The sequence below is a fragment of the Tannockella kyphosi genome (genome assembly GCF_021054785.1).
Classification (GTDB): Bacteria; Bacillota_I; Bacilli_A; order Erysipelotrichales; family Coprobacillaceae; genus Tannockella; species Tannockella kyphosi.
Window position 1 is genome coordinate 1,059,050 of sequence record NZ_CP088239.1, and the last position, 19,140, is coordinate 1,078,189.

18 protein-coding genes and 2 other annotated features are annotated in these 19,140 nt (G+C 30.2%); of the genes, 1 reads left to right on the forward strand and 17 read right to left on the reverse strand.

The features are described from left to right. Positions 1-47: 47 nt before the first annotated feature. The 7 genes from LRR82_RS05410 to LRR82_RS05440 form a co-directional block, all read right to left on the reverse strand. Complete coding sequence (locus LRR82_RS05410; RefSeq protein WP_249030511.1) at positions 48-1,118, reverse strand: M24 family metallopeptidase; 1,071 nt, start codon at positions 1,116-1,118, stop codon at positions 48-50. Further along, a complete protein-coding gene (aspS, locus tag LRR82_RS05415) occupies positions 1,111-2,868 on the reverse strand; it encodes an aspartate--tRNA ligase (RefSeq protein WP_249030512.1) in 1,758 nt (585 codons plus the stop codon). The genes LRR82_RS05410 and aspS overlap by 8 nt, the downstream gene beginning before the upstream one ends. Next, positions 2,861-4,135 (reverse strand): histidine--tRNA ligase, encoded by a 1,275-nt coding sequence (gene hisS, locus LRR82_RS05420; protein ID WP_249030513.1) that lies wholly within the window; start codon positions 4,133-4,135, stop codon positions 2,861-2,863. The genes aspS and hisS overlap by 8 nt, the downstream gene beginning before the upstream one ends. A gap of 36 nt (positions 4,136-4,171) precedes the next feature. Beyond that, positions 4,172-4,371, reverse strand: a binding site (T-box leader). A gap of 35 nt (positions 4,372-4,406) precedes the next feature. After that, positions 4,407-6,632 (reverse strand): RelA/SpoT family protein, encoded by a 2,226-nt coding sequence (locus LRR82_RS05425; protein ID WP_249030581.1) that lies wholly within the window; start codon positions 6,630-6,632, stop codon positions 4,407-4,409. A gap of 41 nt (positions 6,633-6,673) precedes the next feature. Further along, positions 6,674-7,192, reverse strand: a complete 519-nt coding sequence (locus LRR82_RS05430; protein WP_249030514.1) for an adenine phosphoribosyltransferase — start codon at positions 7,190-7,192, stop codon at positions 6,674-6,676. Positions 7,193-7,248: 56 nt separating this feature from the next. After that, complete coding sequence (gene recJ, locus LRR82_RS05435; protein ID WP_249030515.1) at positions 7,249-8,880, reverse strand: single-stranded-DNA-specific exonuclease RecJ; 1,632 nt, start codon at positions 8,878-8,880, stop codon at positions 7,249-7,251. A 34-nt stretch (positions 8,881-8,914) separates the two neighbouring features. After that, complete coding sequence (locus LRR82_RS05440) at positions 8,915-9,196, reverse strand: post-transcriptional regulator (protein ID WP_249030516.1); 282 nt, start codon at positions 9,194-9,196, stop codon at positions 8,915-8,917. A 70-nt stretch (positions 9,197-9,266) separates the two neighbouring features. On the opposite strand from LRR82_RS05440, the gene LRR82_RS05445 reads away from it, so the two are divergent. Then, positions 9,267-10,571 (forward strand): oligosaccharide flippase family protein, encoded by a 1,305-nt coding sequence (locus tag LRR82_RS05445; RefSeq protein ID WP_249030517.1) that lies wholly within the window; start codon positions 9,267-9,269, stop codon positions 10,569-10,571. On the opposite strand, the gene LRR82_RS05450 is transcribed toward LRR82_RS05445, so the two are convergent. The 10 genes from LRR82_RS05450 to LRR82_RS05495 all read right to left on the reverse strand — a co-directional run bounded on the left by LRR82_RS05450 (position 10,568) and on the right by LRR82_RS05495 (position 19,118). Continuing rightward, the gene (locus LRR82_RS05450) at positions 10,568-11,683 is read right to left on the reverse strand and encodes an aminotransferase class I/II-fold pyridoxal phosphate-dependent enzyme (protein ID WP_249030518.1); all 1,116 of its coding nucleotides are present in this window, start codon (positions 11,681-11,683) and stop codon (positions 10,568-10,570) included. The genes LRR82_RS05445 and LRR82_RS05450 overlap by 4 nt on opposite strands. Continuing rightward, entirely contained in the window at positions 11,683-12,408 is a 726-nt protein-coding gene (locus tag LRR82_RS05455; RefSeq protein WP_249030519.1) for an amino acid ABC transporter ATP-binding protein, read from the reverse strand. Before LRR82_RS05455 ends, LRR82_RS05450 begins: the two co-directional genes overlap by 1 nt. Continuing rightward, complete coding sequence (locus LRR82_RS05460; protein ID WP_249030520.1) at positions 12,401-13,084, reverse strand: amino acid ABC transporter permease; 684 nt, start codon at positions 13,082-13,084, stop codon at positions 12,401-12,403. The genes LRR82_RS05455 and LRR82_RS05460 overlap by 8 nt, the downstream gene beginning before the upstream one ends. Positions 13,085-13,104: 20 nt before the next feature. Continuing rightward, the gene (locus tag LRR82_RS05465) at positions 13,105-13,872 is read right to left on the reverse strand and encodes a substrate-binding periplasmic protein (RefSeq protein WP_249030521.1); all 768 of its coding nucleotides are present in this window, start codon (positions 13,870-13,872) and stop codon (positions 13,105-13,107) included. A gap of 60 nt (positions 13,873-13,932) precedes the next feature. Continuing rightward, positions 13,933-14,138: a binding site (T-box leader), on the reverse strand. A gap of 78 nt (positions 14,139-14,216) precedes the next feature. After that, positions 14,217-14,972, reverse strand: coding sequence for an alpha/beta hydrolase (locus LRR82_RS05470; protein WP_249030522.1), 756 nt, complete (start codon positions 14,970-14,972; stop codon positions 14,217-14,219). 10 nt (positions 14,973-14,982) lie between these two features. Continuing rightward, positions 14,983-15,741, reverse strand: coding sequence for an esterase family protein (locus LRR82_RS05475; protein ID WP_249030523.1), 759 nt, complete (start codon positions 15,739-15,741; stop codon positions 14,983-14,985). A gap of 11 nt (positions 15,742-15,752) precedes the next feature. After that, positions 15,753-16,940: an ATP-grasp domain-containing protein gene (locus tag LRR82_RS05480; protein WP_249030524.1), complete on the reverse strand. Its 1,188-nt coding sequence runs from the start codon at positions 16,938-16,940 to the stop codon at positions 15,753-15,755. A gap of 157 nt (positions 16,941-17,097) precedes the next feature. Further along, positions 17,098-18,066: an RluA family pseudouridine synthase gene (locus LRR82_RS05485; protein WP_249030525.1), complete on the reverse strand. Its 969-nt coding sequence runs from the start codon at positions 18,064-18,066 to the stop codon at positions 17,098-17,100. A gap of 204 nt (positions 18,067-18,270) precedes the next feature. Continuing rightward, a complete protein-coding gene (locus tag LRR82_RS05490) occupies positions 18,271-18,816 on the reverse strand; it encodes a DJ-1 family glyoxalase III (RefSeq protein ID WP_249030526.1) in 546 nt (181 codons plus the stop codon). Then, positions 18,816-19,118: a hypothetical protein gene (locus LRR82_RS05495; RefSeq protein ID WP_249030527.1), complete on the reverse strand. Its 303-nt coding sequence runs from the start codon at positions 19,116-19,118 to the stop codon at positions 18,816-18,818. The genes LRR82_RS05490 and LRR82_RS05495 overlap by 1 nt, the downstream gene beginning before the upstream one ends. Positions 19,119-19,140 lie beyond the last annotated feature (22 nt).

Below are 19,140 nucleotides of genomic sequence, written 5' to 3' on the forward strand. Positions count from 1 at the left end.
TAGGTTATTAGCCTATTTCCTTTCTAAGTTATTTTATCTTAGCTATATTAACTAATAATTAATAAATCTTTTGGATACTCATTTAAAACAATACAACCATCTGGTGTAACCATTACTAAATCCTCTATACGAACACCTAAATTATCTTGTAAATAAATACCTGGTTCAATAGAGAAAATCATACCGGGTACTACTTCAATATCAAAAGTACTTGCTACATCACCAAATTCATGACATTCTCTTCCAATAAAATGTCCTAAACGATGTGTAAAATACTTTCCATAACCAGCTTCTTCAATCACATCTCTAGCTGCTTTATCAATATCACAAAGCTTTACTCCTGGTTTAATCATAGCAATAGCAGCTAAATTAGCTTGCTTTACTGTTTCATAAACCACTCTAGCTTCCTCGCTAACTTCTTTATAAAAAACAGTACGAGTCATATCACTACAATAATCCATAAACACACAACCGATATCTAAAATAATACTATCCCCCACTTGTGGTAAAGATTCATCTGTTACATGATGCGGATTTGCTGCATTTTTACCAAAGGCAACAATTGGACTAAATGAAAATTCACTAGCTCCTTTTTCTGTATAAAAACTAAGCAATTCACTACTAACTTGTTTTTCATTATAATCTTTCGCACATAAACTAATAGCATGATGCATTGCTTGATCATTAATTTTACTTGCTTCTTGCATTACTACTTGTTCATCAATATCTTTAACCATACGAACACAATCAATAAAGATAGATCCATCTACAAATTCAATTTTACTACATTGTTTTTGTAATGGTAATAAGAATCTTGCAGGCCATGATTTATCAACACCTAAAACCAATACATCTTCTAAATAAGAAGCTAATAATGCTGTTTTATCTTCATTATCACTATACCATACTAAAGAAGCATCAATTGGTTGATCAACAAAGAACATTTTATTTAAAAACAAAGTTAAAGAACCATCTTTCTTAATTAATAATACATATAATCTTTCACCAGGATGATTTTTATATCCTAATAAATAATCAATTGCATACATATCACTAATAAGACAAGCATCTACACCCTCACTATTCATAATACGTGTTACTTTTTCAACTCTATTCATGATGATCACCTTTTATACAAATTCCTAATTCCTCTAATTGTTCCACACTGACATCTCCTGGAGCTTTTGACATTGGACAAGTAGCACTTGCATTTTTAGGAAAAGCAATAACATCACGTAAAGAATCACTACCTGTAAGTAACATTGCAATACGATCTAATCCTAATGCAAAACCACCATGAGGAGGTGTTCCATATTGGAATGCATCAACAAAGAATCCGAATTGTTCTTTAATTTGTTCTTCACTAAATCCTAATGCTTTAAACGCTCTTTCTTGTAAAGATTGTTCATAAATACGTTGTGAACCACCACCTAATTCAAAACCATTTAAAACAATATCATAAGCATCTGCTAAACAATTTGCTGGATCACTTTCAATTAAATCAATATGATCATCTAATGGTCTAGTAAATGGATGATGTTTTGCATAGTAACGAGCTGTTTCTTGGTCATATTCAAACATTGGGAAATCTACAACCCATAAGAATGCATAAGTTTCAGGGTCATATAATGATAATTCTTTTCCTAAATGATTACGTAATGCAGCCAATGAATCACAAACAACATCATAACTAGGATCACCTACAAATAATAATAAATCATTATCATTTGCTTCCATTTTATGAAGTAATCTAGTCATTTGTTGTTCATCAAAGAATTTAGCAATAGGACCAGTAGCTACTCCATTTTCAACTTTTAACCAAGCCAATCCTTTGGCTTTGTATGTTTTTGCAATATCTGTTAATTTATCTAATGCCTTACGAGAATAATTTCCTGCTTGACCAATCACATTAATCCCTTTTACATAACCATTGTTATCTAAAGCATTTTTAAATACCATAAAATCAACATCTTTTACTGTTTCATTTAAATTTACTAATTCTAATCCAAAACGAGTATCTGGTTTATCAATTCCAAATCTTTCCATGGACTCATGCCATGTTAAACGAGGTAAAGGTAATTCTAAATCAATTCCTTTTACATCTTTCATAATTTTAGACATTAAACCCTCACCAATCGATAAAATCTCATCAGTAGACATAAATGACATTTCCACATCCACTTGTGTAAATTCAATTTGACGATCTGCACGTAAGTCTTCATCTCTAAAACATTTTGCTATTTGATAATACTTTTCAAAACCAGCAACCATTAATAATTGTTTAAATAATTGAGGTGATTGTGGCAGAGCATAAAATTGTCCAGGATGAACGCGTGAAGGAACTAAGAAATCTCTGGCACCTTCAGGAGTCGATTTATTAAATACTGGTGTTTCTACGTCTACAAAATCCAAATCATCTAAATAACGACGAACTGATTTTGTGATTTCATGGCGTAACATTAATTTTTTTTGTAAAACAGGTCGTCTTAAATCTAAATAACGATACGCTAATCTAGTTTCTTCTAAAGCATCTGTTTCATCTGCAATAATTAAAGGAGTTACATTGGCAGTATTAATAATATTAATAGCATGTGCTTCTATTTCAATATCTCCTGTTGGCATATTTGGATTTTTAGATGTTCTTTCAATTACTTTTCCAACTACATGGAGAATAAACTCATTTTTAATTTCTCTACCTAATTCTTCCATCGATTCATTTAAAATAATTTGTGTAATACCATAACGATCACGTAAATCAATAAAAACTAGAGAACCTAGGTTTCTTTTTTTCGCAACCCATCCTTTTAGTTCAACTACTTCTCCAATATTTTCAATACGTAATTGTCCATTATTATGTGTTCTATTCATGTTCTTCCCCACTTTCATGATCTTCAATATAACTTAAAATATCTTCTAACTTAACAACCGATTGGTGTTTTGATACCGTACATTTTATATTTACTACTTCATTTTCTACTTCTTCTTGTCCTAAAATCATTGCAAAATGAGCTTTATTACGATCAACAGACTTAAACATCGCCTTCATTGAACGATCTTGATAATCCATATCCGCACTATATCCATTTGCTCGTAACATTGTGATAATTTGTACTGCTAAGTCTTTTGCTTCTTTTCCTAAAGGCATAAGATAAACATCAAGTCCACTTTCTTCTTCAATAGAAGCATCCATTGCAATTAAAAGTCTTTCCATACCAAAAGCAAACCCTACTCCTGGGGCATATGGACCACCAACTTCTTCCACTAATCCATTATAGCGACCTCCGCCACCAACCGTAGAACCAGTTCCTAATCTAGGATCATCACTAATGATTTCAAAAACTGTATGACAATAATAATCTAAACCACGTACTAAATTATCATCAATAACATAATCAATTTCTAAATCATCTAATAAACTACATACTGTACTAAAATGTTCTTTTGCTTCTTTACTTAAGTAATCTCTCATTTTAGGTGCAGAATCCATTAATGGATGATTTTTATCTACTTTACAATCTAATATACGCATTGGATTTTTTTGGTAACGAGTCTTACAATCATGGCATAGTTCATCAATGCATGGTTCAAAGTGTTTCATTAAAGCATTTCTATGTAATTCTCTAGAAGCATCATCACCTAAAGAATTAATATGTAATTTTACATTTTGAATACCTAATGCTTCTACTAACGTAATTGCTAGTGTCATACATTCAACATCTACATAAGGAGATTCTAATCCGATCATTTCTACTCCAAATTGATGAAATTGTCTTTGACGTCCATTTTGAGGACGTTCATAACGGAACATTGGTCCCATATAATATAATTTTTGTAATGTTTCAGGATTGCTATATAACTTATTTTCCACATAACTACGAGCTACACCAGCAGTTCCCTCTGGACGAAGTGTGATACTACGACCTTTTTTATCTTGAAATGTGTACATTTCCTTTGAAACAACATCTGTCGTATCTCCAACAGCACGACAAAATAGTTCTGTGTGCTCAAAAATTGGTGTACGAATTTCTTGGACATTGTAATACGAACACACGGTACGAATTAATTGTTCTAACGATTGCCATTTTGATGAAGTAGTTGGCAAAATATCTACTGTTCCTCTTGGGGCTTTATACATTTTATTTCCTCCTTAAAATATAAAAACGTCCTTATAAGAAAGGACGTCATTAACGCGGTACCACCTTTATTCATGAATAAAATTCATGCACTTATTATTATAACGCATTACCGTTTATCCCTACTATTTTCAAGATAACTCCTCATAAGTGTCCCATGATATTTTAATCAATACTCTCACCAACCGTATTGTCTCTACTAATAAAATAATCATTTAATCTTATTCACTGGATTTATTTGATTATAGTTGATTTTAGTGAAAAAATCAACGATTAATGAATAATTCTGTTTACTTCATAAATACCTTGTATTTGTTTTAAACTAACCTGTGCCTCTTTAAAACTTTCAAAACTTTCTACTGAAATTTTCAAAGTAATAATAGCTTTCATATCTACTACTTCTGCATGAATATTTAAAATATTTGTTTTTGCTTGTCCTAAAACAATTAATACATCATTTAATAGATTTGGACGATCCAATCCTCTTACTTCTACATCAATATCAAATCTTTTTGACTGAACAGAAGCATGATCCCAATATACCTCAATTAAACGATCTTTAATACCTGGTTGATTCACATTTGGACATTCCTTACGATGAATTTTAATTCCCTGTCCTTTTGAAACAAAACCAACAATTTCATCACCAGGAATAGGATTACAACACTTTGATAATTGTATCTTTAATCCACTAACTCCTTTTACAACAACAAAACTATTTGTATTACCAGCATGTTGTTTTAGTTGAGCCTCCGTATTTCTTTTTAACATTTTTGATAAACCATCAAAAATATTTCCTTTTTTAGGAGCAACTTTATCCAATAAAGTCATGCAAGTTAATGATTTACGTCCTAAAAAATATAAGATATCATCAAAACTCTTTGCACCAAAAGCTCCAAAATATGTTTTATACGTATCTGGATCAAGAAATATCTTTTCATCCAACTCACGTTTTCTTAATTCTTCTTTTAAAACTTTACGACCTTCCTCTATTGTATCTTTTTTAGTTTCGGCTTCTTTATTCGCATAGAATTGACGGATTTTATTTCTAGCACCGGCAGTTCGAACAAACTTTAACCAATCTTCACTAGGTCCAGAGGAAGCTTTCGATGTTTTAATTTCTACAACATCACCAGTAATTAGTTTTGTATCTATTGGAACCATTACATTATTAACTAAAGCCCCTACCATTTTATTACCTACTTCGCTGTGAATACGGTATGCAAAATCAACTGGTGTTGCAAAATTAGGAAGTTCCACAATTTTTCCTTGTGGGGTTAATACATAAACATTGGCTTCAAAAATATCACGCTTTAAAGAATCATAATACTCTTTGGCATCCCCATCTTTAATATCTTCACTTAAAGAAATAAATTCACGTAACCATTGTAATTTCTCACCAATTTCTTGTTGTTCTGTTTTTGATGAGTATCCTTTGTTTTCTTTGTAACGCCAATGTGCTGCAACGCCTAATTCAGCTAATTCATCCATCTCTTGGGTACGAATTTGAATCTCAAAAGTATTTCCACTCTCTCCAATAATAGAAGTATGCAAAGACTGATACATATTTGGTTTAGGCATTGCAATATAGTCTTTAAAACGTCCTGGTAATGGTCGGTAGGCATCATGAATAACCCCTAAAACACTATAACAATCTAATTTATTTTTTGTAATAATACGTAACGCATTTAAATCATATAATTCATCAAAACGTTTGTTTTTAATATACATTTTTTTATAAATACTATAGATAGATTTTGCTCGTCCAACTATTTTAAAGTCTTGGACTGTTTCTTCCAGAAGATGTTGAACCGATTCTAACATTTTTTGAATGCTTTCTTTTCTTTCTTCTTGATTTTTTTCTAATAAGAACGATATTTCACGATAGGCAATAGGATCTAAATAAGACAAACTAATATCTTCTAATTCTAATTTAATATCACTAATACCCAAACGATGGGCAATAGGAGCATATACTTCTAAAGTTTCTCTAGAAATCTTCTTTTGTTTTTCTGGTGTCATGAATTCTAAAGTACGCATATTATGTAATCTATCTGCAAACTTTATTAAAATAACACGAATATCTTTTGCCATTGCAATATATATCTTACGGTGATTTTCTGCATATGCATCCATTTCTTCTTTGAAATTCATTTTGTTGATCTTAGTTACACCTTCAACTAACTCTCTAATTTCAACACCAAATAATGCATCCATTTCTTCAGGAGGAACATCACAATCTTCCATTACATCATGCAATAAACCAGCTGTAATCGTACTTGGTCCTGTTTGCAACGTTGCTAAAATATAAGCAACCCATAACAAATGAATGGTATATGGTTCCCCACTTTTTCTCTTTTGCGTTGCATGCTTTTCCATAATGAAATCATGCGCCTTAATAATCAAATCAATATTATCTTGGTTCGTAACATATGTTTGAACAACCTCTAAGATATCATCTAATGTAATAACATCTCCTGCTTTTTTTATTTCCATGATTTATCCCTCCTTTTCATATTAAAAAAGAGAGATTCTCTCTTTTAATATTTTAATAATGAATGTACGTTATACCCTTTTAACTTATCAATACCATGCAAAGCTTCTAACTCAATTAAGAATGCGATACCAACAACATTCCCACCTAGTCTTTCTATCAAATGAATAGTTGCTTCAACAGTTCCACCTGTAGCTAATAAATCATCTACTATGATAACATTTTGACCTGGACGAATACTGTCTAAATGAATCGAAACTTCATTAGAACCATATTCTAAATCATATTTTTCATCCACTGTTTCTCTTGGTAATTTGCCAGGTTTTCGTACAGGTACAAATCCTGCTTCTAAATTATAAGCTACCGGACATCCAAATAAGAATCCTCTTGCTTCAGGTCCTGTAACAATATGAATCTCTTCATTTAATGATTTAGCCCATTCAACAAATTCATCAATTGTTGCACGATAAGCATCCTTATCTTGCATTAAAGGTGTTACATCTCTAAACAAAATTCCTTCACTAGGAAAATCTTGAATTGCTGCAATATACTTTGTTAAATCCATTTGTACTTCCTCCTATTTATATGAGTTATTATAACAAATTTTACTTATAAATAAAACTAAATAATTGCCTCTAAAATCATATTTATAGACTGTTTTCCTAAAAATTCATTGATTTGTAGAGTTCCAATAAAGTTTGCTTGTTTTAAAGTTAAATATTCATTTAATTTGTTTCCAACATTAAAATATAAAGCATCTATTTTTTGTCCATTGAATTGGAATGTGAATTTACAATGTTTTCCAGCACTTAATGTAATAACTTGATCTATTTGTATATTTTCTAAAGCATAAATAACTTCTAGATTCCCTTGACCTGTTGGTTGTAATGCTTCTAATTGTCTAATAGCTTGTATTGTTAAATCATTTTGATCTATTGCAATTACTTCTTTATTTGCTTTTGGCATGATTGGACAATGTTTTATAATGGAACTTTCAATTGCTTGTTGTAATAAAGCTAAATTTTCTTTTTTAACACTAAAACCACCAGCTAATTGATGCCCTCCAAAACCTTCTAAATATTCTTTTGTTTCTTCAAAGATAGTTGTTAAAGGAATCTCTTTAATTCCTCTTGCACTTCCTTTATAAATATTACTTGCTTTATCATAATGCATAACAAAACTAGGTCGATAATAATCTCTTGTGTACTTACCAGCAATTAAACCAATAATCCCAATATGAATATCTTTATCATAACTAAATAAACAATAATCACTTGCATCTTGATTTACAAGTTTATATTGACTATTGGTAAGTTGTTGTCTTTGACTATTTATTTCGATTGCTTTTTTACTAATAGATTCGATTAGTTCTTGAGAAGCATCTAAAGCAAAGAAGGGAATTAATTTATTGGGACTAATTATTTCACACAAACGTCCAAAAGAATTTATTTTAGGAGCAATAGTAAAACCAATAGTTTGGACACTATATTCTTGTTTTTCTCCTTTTAGAGCTTCTAATGCAGGATATTTATTTTCTTTCATAAACTGCAATCCTTGTTTCACTAAAGCTCTATTTTCATCAAACATCGGCATCATATCACTAATTGCTGTAACACTAGCTAAACTATATAAATATTTATCATGTTTGCCAAGCAGGGCACAAGCAAGTTTATACGCTAAAAATCCTCCAGAAATTTCTTTGAATGGATAGTTTGGTGAAAGCTTTGTATGTAAAACACAAAAAGCATCTGGTAAATCACTATCAAAACTATGATGATCACTAATAATAACATCTACCCCACACTCATTAGCCATTTCAACAGCCTCAAAGGCTTTTACACCATTATCAACTGTAATAATTAATTGATATCCTTTTTGTGCCATTTGACTCACACGATAAGCTGTAATCCCATAGCCATCACTTATACGATCAGGAATATAATATCCAACTTGTACCCCACGTTGTTTAAATGCTTCCACCAAAATAGTAGTCGCTAATATTCCATCACAATCATAATCTCCATAAATACAAATACGTTCCTTATTCAAAATAGCTTCTTCTATTCTCTCTAAAGCATCACTTGATTCTTCTAATAAAGAATAATCATGATAAAGAAACTTTGGTTTTAAAAAGCTTTCTACTGTTTTATCATCCAACTGTTTATATGCGAATACTTTTGCAAGTAAGGAATGAATACTAAATTGTTGCATATAGTGTAAATGGTTGGTTGGTTTTATTATTTTATATTCCATATATATCCTCCTAATAAAAAAAGTTGCACTGCAACTATTTTGAAATAAAATCTTTAAAATCCTCAAGTTTAAGATTTTTTGCTTCTTTAATTACTTGAACACTTAAGAATCCAAATAAATCAGAAAAACCTAAACCCATTATATCATCCACGATTGCACACATCGGCATTTTATCAAGATCATTCCATTTCACTGTAAACAAATATTCTTTTATTTGTTTTTCAGTAATACCTTTATGTGACTCTTTTCTAAGTTGTCTTGCTTTTAAACGAATAAGGTGATCAAAATCCCCTTTATTAAACGTACTACCTTCCATTACTATCACCCCACCAACATCAAAGCTATTTATATTATATGACAAAATACGCTATAAAGGAAGAGTTTTTATGAAAAGAAAAATTATAAATTCATTTATTATTCTTAGTACCAGCAGTGCTATTACAAAGCTATTTAGTATGTTAAATCGTATTTTATTAGCTCGTATTTTACCTATGGAAGCACTAAGTTTATTTATTTTAGTAATGCCTTCTTTATCCATGTGTATTACACTAGGACAATTAGGTATTCCTTCTGCCATATTTCGCTTAATCGCTAATCCAACCTATCAAAATAAAAAAGTCATGATAACAGGATGTATCATTAGCTCTATTAGTTGTTTTTTTATCAGTATTGGTTTAATACTATTCGCTCCTTATATAAGCAACTCCTTGTTACATAACAAAGAAGCATATTTACCACTTGTATGTTTAGCTATCTATATACCCTTTATTGGAGTTTCGGGTATCTTAAAAAACTATTTTCTTGCCAAAGAAAATATTTATTTAATAGCCAAAGCACAATTGATTGAAGAAATAATGAGACTTCTTTTTATTTGTGTTACCTTAGTAAACATTCAAAATAATGATAATAGTATCTTAGTTTCTATTGCTGTTATGAGCATGATAGTTGGTGAACTGTTTGGTATTATTTATATGTTTATTCGTTTATCTAATAAGCCTAAGTACTTCTTTGAATTATTACCAAACTTTAAAGAACATTTAATCGTAAAACAAATAATGAGTATTGCTTTGCCAGTAACTGGTAGTAGGCTATATCATAGTCTAGTTTCATTTTTAGAACCAATCATTTTACTTTCGATACTTTCCTCTCGTTTATCGTCTTCGCAAATACAATATCAATACGCTATTATAAATGGTTTTGTCCTATCTTTGTTAATAACACCTACTTTTTTTAATAATGTTATTTATCGTATCTTTTTGCCAATTGTAACAAGAGATGTCGTAACTAATAACTACAAAAATATCCATTCTCATTTACTATTAGCTCTGTTAGGTTCTTTTAGTATTAGTATTCCTTTTACCTGTTTATTTTACTTTTTCCCAGAAACATGCTTGTCTTTTCTATATAATACAACAGAAGGTGCTAGCTACTTACAATACTTATCCATCCCCTTTATTCTTTTTTACTTACAAACTCCATTAAGTGCTGTTATCCATGCACTTAATAAGAATAAAATTATTTTTGCAATTAGTTTTATTGAATGTTCTATTGAAATAGTACTCACTTATGTACTTGCTAGTACATATGGTGTATTTAGTATTGCTATTAGTTTGTTGGTTGGAACTATTTTAACTTTGTTTTTAAGTGTCTTAACGATCTTTTATTTTGTGTATCTAAAAAGCAGATATTAATCTGCTTTTTGATGTAACCATTTTGAAAAAATTTCTAATCCTGCATGAATTTCTTGCCAATCTCCAGCTATTCCAAAACGCAAATGATTTTCAACCCCAAAACATCCTCCAGGGACAAAAAAGACACCTGTTTCTTCTTGTAGTGTTGTACATAATAGTTTCGAATCCATAGGAATATGATACTTTAAAAACATCATTGTTCCTACTTCTGGTACTACACCAGAAAGTAAATCTTCTTGTTGTAACCATTCTTTTAATAATACTCTATTGTTATGAACACGGTCTATTTGTTTGGCAATAATCGCCGAATAATGTTTTAAAGCAATACTTGCCAGATAGTCATATAGATATCCTGATGAAATCAAAGTATAATCACGACGTTCATTAATCAAACCAATCAATTGTTCATTTGATTTAACCCATCCTAATCTCAATCCTGCAAAACCAAGACACTTTGATAAGGAGCTAACGGAAATACCTAGTTCATACAGATCACTTACTGCCATTTCATAATCATAAGAAATACCTCGGTATACTTCATCTATCATAAAATATAGTTGATGTTTTTTACAAAGTAAAACTATTTCTTGCAATAATTCATTATCCAAACATTTTCCTGTTGGATTATTTGGTGAAACAAGTGCAATCATTTTTGTGTTTTCTTTGATTAATGATTCAAAATCATCAATCGTAGGAATCCAATCATTTTCTTGTTTTAACTCTATTTTATCTACTTCTATTCCAAATGATTCTGGATAAGAATAGAATATTTGATACGTTGGTGTTACTGTAATCATATGATCACCTGGTTGAAGTACTGTTTGAATAACCAATTCAATAGCACTCGTACAGCCATGGCAAATCGTTATTTGATCAATATTTCCTGTTTTATACAAATTCAAAATTCCTTCTCTTACTTCTTTTGAACCTATAATTGGACCATAGTCCAATTTTGTTTCCATAAGATTACGAATAATTTCATCTTTATTATCACAATACTCCAATAAGTCTTGTATGGATAAAGATGGTACACAAGAATCTGCTAAATTATAAAGACAATTATTTTCATGTTCTGTCATCCACATTTCAACTTCAAATACATCTAATTTCATTAATACATAACCTTACTTAAGAATTCTTTGGTACGATTATGAACAGGATTACTAAAGAATGTTTTTGACTCATTTTCTTCTACAATACTACCATTCTCTAAGAAAATAACACGGTTTGCTACTTCTCTAGCAAATCCCATTTCATGAGTAACAACAATCATTGTCATCCCTTGATCAGCTAATTCTTTCATAACAGTAAGTACTTCAATTACAGTTTCTGGATCGAGGGCACTTGTTGGTTCATCAAATAACATGATTTCTGGATTTAAACAAAGTGATCTAGCAATAGCAACACGTTGTTTTTGACCTCCAGATAATTTATTTGGATAAACATCTTGTTTATCTTCTAAACCGACTCTCTTTAATAATTCTAAAGCTTTTTCTTTGGCATCAGCTTCACTCATTTTTAAAACATGAATAGGAGCTAATGTAAGGTTTTCTAATACTGTTTTATGTGGAAATAAGTTGAAATGTTGAAAAACAAAGCCCATTTTTCCTCTTAATTCATGATAATCTGCATTTGATTTATCTAACAGTTGATTATTTAGATAAATCTTACCAGATTCTGGTGTTTCTAAACCATGAATACAACGCAATACAGTGCTTTTACCAGATCCTGAAGGACCAATTAAACAAACAATTTCACCTTTTTTAATTTCTAAAGAAACATCATTTACTGCATGTAAAGAACCAAAGTTCTTATTAATATTTTCTACTTTAATCACTTTCAGCCAACTTCCTTTCTAACTTTCTTGCAAAGAAAGAAATACATAACGTCATTGCTAAATAATAACCAGCAGCAATTGTTAAAGAAGATAAGTAATCATAATATACTCCTCCTAAAACCATCGCTGATTTCATTAATTCTACTGCTCCAATTGTACTAATTAAAGAAGAATCTTTTACTAAAGTAATAAACTCACTAACTAATGGTGGAACAATTCTTTTAAAAGCTTGTGGTAAGATAATCATACGCATTGTTTGAGCTTTCGTTAAACCTAATGTTTCCCCTGCTTCAAACTGTCCTTTATCAATACCTATAATACCACTACGAATTAATTCTGTAGTATAAGCCCCACTATTAATAGACAGGGCTGCTAACCCTACAACATATAAATTTTGACGAATAATATTTCCTGTTATTGCCATATATAACAATGGAAAAGCTAAATAAATATAAGTTAACTGAACTAAAAATGGTGTCCCACGAATAATTTCTACATAAAGATTTCCTAAAAAACGAAACACTTTATTTTCTGATAATTTAGCCGAGGCTCCAATAATCCCAAAAATAGTTCCTATACAAAGAGATAGTGCTGCGATAACCAAAGATATCACAGCCCCTTTTAATAAATACATTAAATTTTCGGGAGTGCATACACTACTAAATGCTGAATACATACTATCTCCTTTTTAGACTTCTAGTCTGTTAATTTTTTTAATCCGTAAGTTGTTGTTAATGAATCATAATCATCAGAAGCAATGAATTTTTCTAAAGCTGCATCTAAAGCATCGATAATTTCAGTATTTCCTTCTTTAGCAATAATATAATTCATTTCATCCATTAATGATTCTTCTAATACAACATATCCTGAAGCATCTGCATATTCTTGAGCTACTGCAATATCAACAATAACTGCATCATAAGCATATGAATTTAAACCTTCAAATAACATTTTAACATCTGATAAAGAAACAACTTCTGCATCAGTTACTGAATTCGCTGCATCTTCTCCAGTAGTTGAAGTTTGTGCTCCTAAAGTTTTTCCTTCTAAATCATCAATAGAAGTAATATCACTATCTGCATTTACTACTGCTACTTGACTAGTAGCTGTATAAGGAATAGACCATTCAACTGCTCTATCTTCACTATAAGTAAATCCTGATAAACCAATCGTAATTTGATCAGCTTGGATTTGAGTAACAATATTATCAAATGACATAGAAACTAATTCAAATTCATATTGAGTATCTCCTTCATTCATATAAACTTCTAAGATTTCTAACATATCTGGATCAAATCCAACAATATTTCCATCTGTATCTTCTGATTCATATGGAGGATAATCTGGTGAAATCCCTACATATACCATTACTGTTTCATCTTCACTTGATTCTTCATCACTTGAACACCCTACTAAACCTACTACCATAAAACTTGCTAATAAAACTTTCCATAATTTTTTCATTTTTCTTTCCCCATTTCCCAATTTCTTTGCGATAAATAAAAAACGCCTCTTAGTTTAAAACTAAGAGACGAAATATTCCGCGGTACCACTCTTGTTGATATATTGCTATATCCACTCTTGCTTGTAAAGTAAGCTTACTAGATATCCTACTAATTTCAGATATCTCTCTCGAAAGTGCGTTTCATTTAACAATTTCTGCTAATCTTTCACCATCATTAGCTCGCTACAAGTATTTATTAAACTACTCTCTTTGTCATTGAGTTTTTTGTATATGTCATACAATACAACTATCTAAAAATAATGTCAACCTATTTTTAATAAAAATTTCTTATTTTAAAACATCTTTATCCCATAAAACCAATTTCTTTCATCCAAATTGCTGTTTCATTTGCCCATGCACCTTCACTATGATCTTGATATTCATATAGATGAGGATAAACAAAATTTCTTTTTTTCGTTAAAAGTCTAGCTATTGATAAAACTTGTTCCGAGTATTTAGCTAATCTACGGTGTGTATTGCATTCAAAAGCACCCCAACTAATATAAAAAACTGTATTCGTGACATCTGTTTTTTCTATTTCACGATATAAACGACGATAAACATATGGTAAATATGGTGATAAACAAGCTGCACTTCCAAAAGTTGTCGAAGCAGACATACCAACATAAATAGACATTAAACCACCCATTGAACTACCAGCTATCGCTGTATTTTCTCTTTGAATCAGGGTTGGGTATTTAGCATCAATAGTTGGCTTTAATTCATCTACAATCCATTTTGTTAAAGCTTTTCCTCTACCTTCTACTTTACCCCAAACACGATCATTAAAATCATAGGGACTAAATTCACACAAACGATCATTTCCTTCATGATTACATTCAATTCCAACAATAATGATTGGTTCATCATGATAATCTAAATAGTCTTTAATCCCCCATGAAGTACCATATGTTGCATCTTCATCATTAAATAGATTATGTCCATCAAACATATAAACAACCTTACATCTTTGATCTTCTTCTAAATGATCAGGTACATAAATATGGATTGTTCTTTCTAATTGAAATGGTGTAATCACCATATTTTCTTTTATAATCATTGTATTTCCCCTAATCTTTAAAATATTCAATAACATGTCTTAATTGTACACGCCACCATTGCCAATCATGATCGACATCATATCCCCAATAATCAAAAATAGCGTTATGAATATCTAATTGTAAAAAGACATTATTTAACTTTCTAGTATCTTCTAAACACTCATCTTCCCATCTACCTTGTCCAATCGTAACATAGATTTTACTAGTACGATATAAATCTTTATAATAGTGATCCCAAGCTAAATTTGGTAAAAAGTCTAATGGTGAATTTTCATAAACTCTTCCATCTTGATAGTTTTCAAAAAAGAATCCAGCATGATAAATTCCACTCATTGCCATTGTACCATCAAATAAATCTGGACGACGACAGAAGAAATTCATTGCATGAGTTGCCCCCATACTACATCCTGTAGTAACAACCTTATCGCCTCTAGATAATCCGCTTGTTTCATATGATATTTGATAAATACGAGGATATAATTCCTCACAAATATATCTAAAATAATTTTCAAATTGACCAATACGCCATCCATGATCTCCATTTGCACTAAATGTTTCTAAATCAATAGAATCTACACAAAACAATTGTACTGTTCCATTTTCTAAATGATCTTGGATTGTTTCCACCATTTTAAAATTCTCATAATCGAAAAATCTTCCATCTTGGGCAGGAAAAACTAATATTCTTTTACCAGCATGTCCATATACTTTAAATTCCATTTCACGATTTAAGTTATAACTATATTCTTTATAATATCCTGTATACATTTCTATTCCCCTTAGTGATTTTCATTTACATCTTTTACAAATTGATATACTTCTTCCATTGTATCAAAACAACCAATTAATATATCATTCCCCATTGCCCCAGCTAATGCTTCTGGACATCTTTGATTCATATAAATTTTTCCTTCATACTTACTAACTACTTCATTTAATGGTACATCATAATGATGTGCATCTCTTCTTGATGAGAAAACAGCATGACAACTTGGATGATTTAAATCATATTTAGCATCATCAAAAGCAATCATATTTGCCCATAATTGATAAACATTAATTTGTCTAGCAAAATTCATTACATCTGGTGCATTTCCACCTGGTGGTCTCATATTCACTTCTAAGCCTACAATATCTCCAACTTCTCCCAAACCTTCTTTTGCTTGAGTTAAACGGAAATATTCGCAGTGAAAGAAACGACTATTTGTATCAAAAGCTTTTACTACTCTTTGACCAATATCACGAACATCTGTTTCTACTTCTTTTAAAGAATAAAAATAAGTATCCTTTTGTTCATTTACTATATCCATAATTGGTGTTGGATAAATATTTTGTGTCTCAAAAACAACATTCTTATTACTATCCGCAATTCCATCATAAGATAATAAATCTCCACAAACAAATTCTTCCATTATCATTTGATAAGGATAACTTGTTTTATAAAAATCTTTTAGTTCTTCTTCATTATTGATTTTAAAAGTAGTTGCAGCCCCCATCCCATTATCTGGTTTTACAATAACTGGATATCCTACTTTTTTAACAAATTCAAAGCCTGCTTCTAAATCATTTGTTAAATGATAACGAGCAACCTTACACCCTGCTTTTTCATAAACAGCTTTCATTCCACTTTTATAACGAATTGATTTAATTGTTTCTTCATTTAATCCTTTGATATTAAAATCAGTTCTTAAACTTGCATCTCTTTCTAACCAATACTCGTTATTTGATTCTAAAAAATCAATTCTACCATATTTATGAGTCAAGAATGCTACTGCACGATATACTTCATCATAGTTTTCTAAATCACTTACTTTATAATAATCATCTAGAGATTGTCTTAATTCTTCTCTTAATTCTTCATAAGGCGCATCTCCAACCCCAAAAGTAGAAACCCCATTTGCTTTTAATCCCTGTGTAAAATGATAATAATTTTCAGGAAAATTCGGCGATAAAAAAACAAAATTCATAATTTTTTCCTCCCTAATATTATGATTTATATTGTATTCCCCCATAGACATCTCATCTATTTCACTGATTATAGCATATAATTTTATTAATATAAATAATTATTGATAAAATAAATATTTATCATAAATAAAATAAAAAGGCATCTATCGATACCTTTTATAATAGTTTTATTTTAATATTTTGATACATTTTTGGAACAGGACAAATAATCTTTTTATCTTGTAAATAACTTAATTTTCCGAAAGGTTTTACAAAAGTAATAGAATATGCATGTAATAATTGATGTGATAATTGCAATGTTTTGGTAAGTTCTCGATTTAATTGGAAATCTCCATATTTACGATCTCCTATAATAGGATGTCCAATACTTGATAAATGGATACGAATTTGATGTGTTCTCCCTGTTATTAACTTAACAAACACTTCTGTATATTCATAATTACTCTTTGCTGGTTTAATAATTGTTTTCATTGATAAAGCACCTGGTGTATCTTTGTTTACTAACTTGACTCTAGATTCATCTTTAATCTTTACAATGTAGTCTTCTAAAAGTGCTTCTTGTTTAAGATACCCTTTTACAATTGTACAATATTCTTTATCAATACAATGTCTTTGTTTTACCATTTCATTTAAAGTTTGCAGGGCATCTAATGTTTTTCCAAATATAACGATTCCACTCGTATTACGATCCAATCGATGAACTGGCCCAGGCATAAATGAGTTTTCTCTCGATAAATCTAATTCCCCTTTTTTATTTAAATAAGCTAACACTTGATTAGATAATGTATTTAATGATTCATTAATATCTTCATGTACTAATAAACCAGCTGATTTATTAACTACTAATATTTGGTCATCTTCATATAGTACCTCAAAGCTAATTTCAATATCTTTTACTTCTTTTTGCTTTGTGTATTCAAGGAATTTATCCTCATGTAAAAATAAGCTTACTTCATCATTTAGTTGCACGATATATTTTTCATTAATCCTAGAACCATTTACTTTAATATCTTTTTTTCTTAACATTTTATATATTAAACTACTAGGAGCATTTTCTAAAATTTTCTTTAAATACTTATCTATTCTTTGATTTGCATCATTTTCTTGTACTATTAATTTCTTCATTTTCATCACCAAGAATAGTATACCATGATAGTTTTTTTATTCATCATTTTTTTTGGTTTTTTTTGATGAAACCCTTTACATTAATGGTCTGTATGCTATAATTAGGCTGTTAGGTGAATCGCATTTACACTAACATACCCCTATTATCACCCTTACGTGAAAATAATAGAAAAAGTATGCTCCCCCGCATACTTTTTTGCTTTCTTATTTTGAATATAACATTGCTTGTTTTAAAGAACTTGTATCTTTGCCAAGCATATTAGCAATCGCAAATGCAAATTCAAAAGTAGTTGCTGGTCCTTGACTCGTAATTAACTTTCCATCAATAACAACAGCTTGATTTAAATAATTAGCTTCACTTAAGACATCCTCAAACTCTTTTGCAGGATAACTAGTGAGGTTTTTGTTTTTATGAATACCTGCTTTACTAAGGCAAATAGGAGCAGCACAAATAGCACCGATATATTTATTTTCTTGATCGAAATATTGCAAAGCTTCGATAACACGACAATCATCTCGCATATTCGTTGCTCCTGGCATTCCACCAGGTAAAATGATCATATCATATTCATAGATATCATTATCTAGTAGTTTATCTGCTAATACAGTAACATTACGGCTACTTTTTACAGGATAATCTTTATTAATAGTTATTGTATCAACATGTATATCTAATCTTCTCAAAACATCGACTACCAAAAGTGCTTCTACTTCTTCAAATCCATTTGCTAAAATAACTGCTACTTTCATTATACTTCCTCCTTATAATAAGCTAGTTTCTTTTTTCTTTCTGGTGATAAATAACTAGCAAAATCTACTTTTCCTTCAAAGATAGGATAAATTTCAAAAAAAGCTCTACTTAAAATTAAATCTTTCATAATAGTATGTTTTATTTTCCGTTGAACTACTTCAAATTCCTCCTGTGTAGTTACTTCTAAATAAATGCGAGGTTGTTTTACTTTCGTGATTTTTACCTCTAAATCAATAAATAAATGTGTTTCAATAAAGGCTGCTATTCTTTTATACTGCCCACCAATTAGTACTAGTTCCATTATCTATTCTCCTAATTTATGT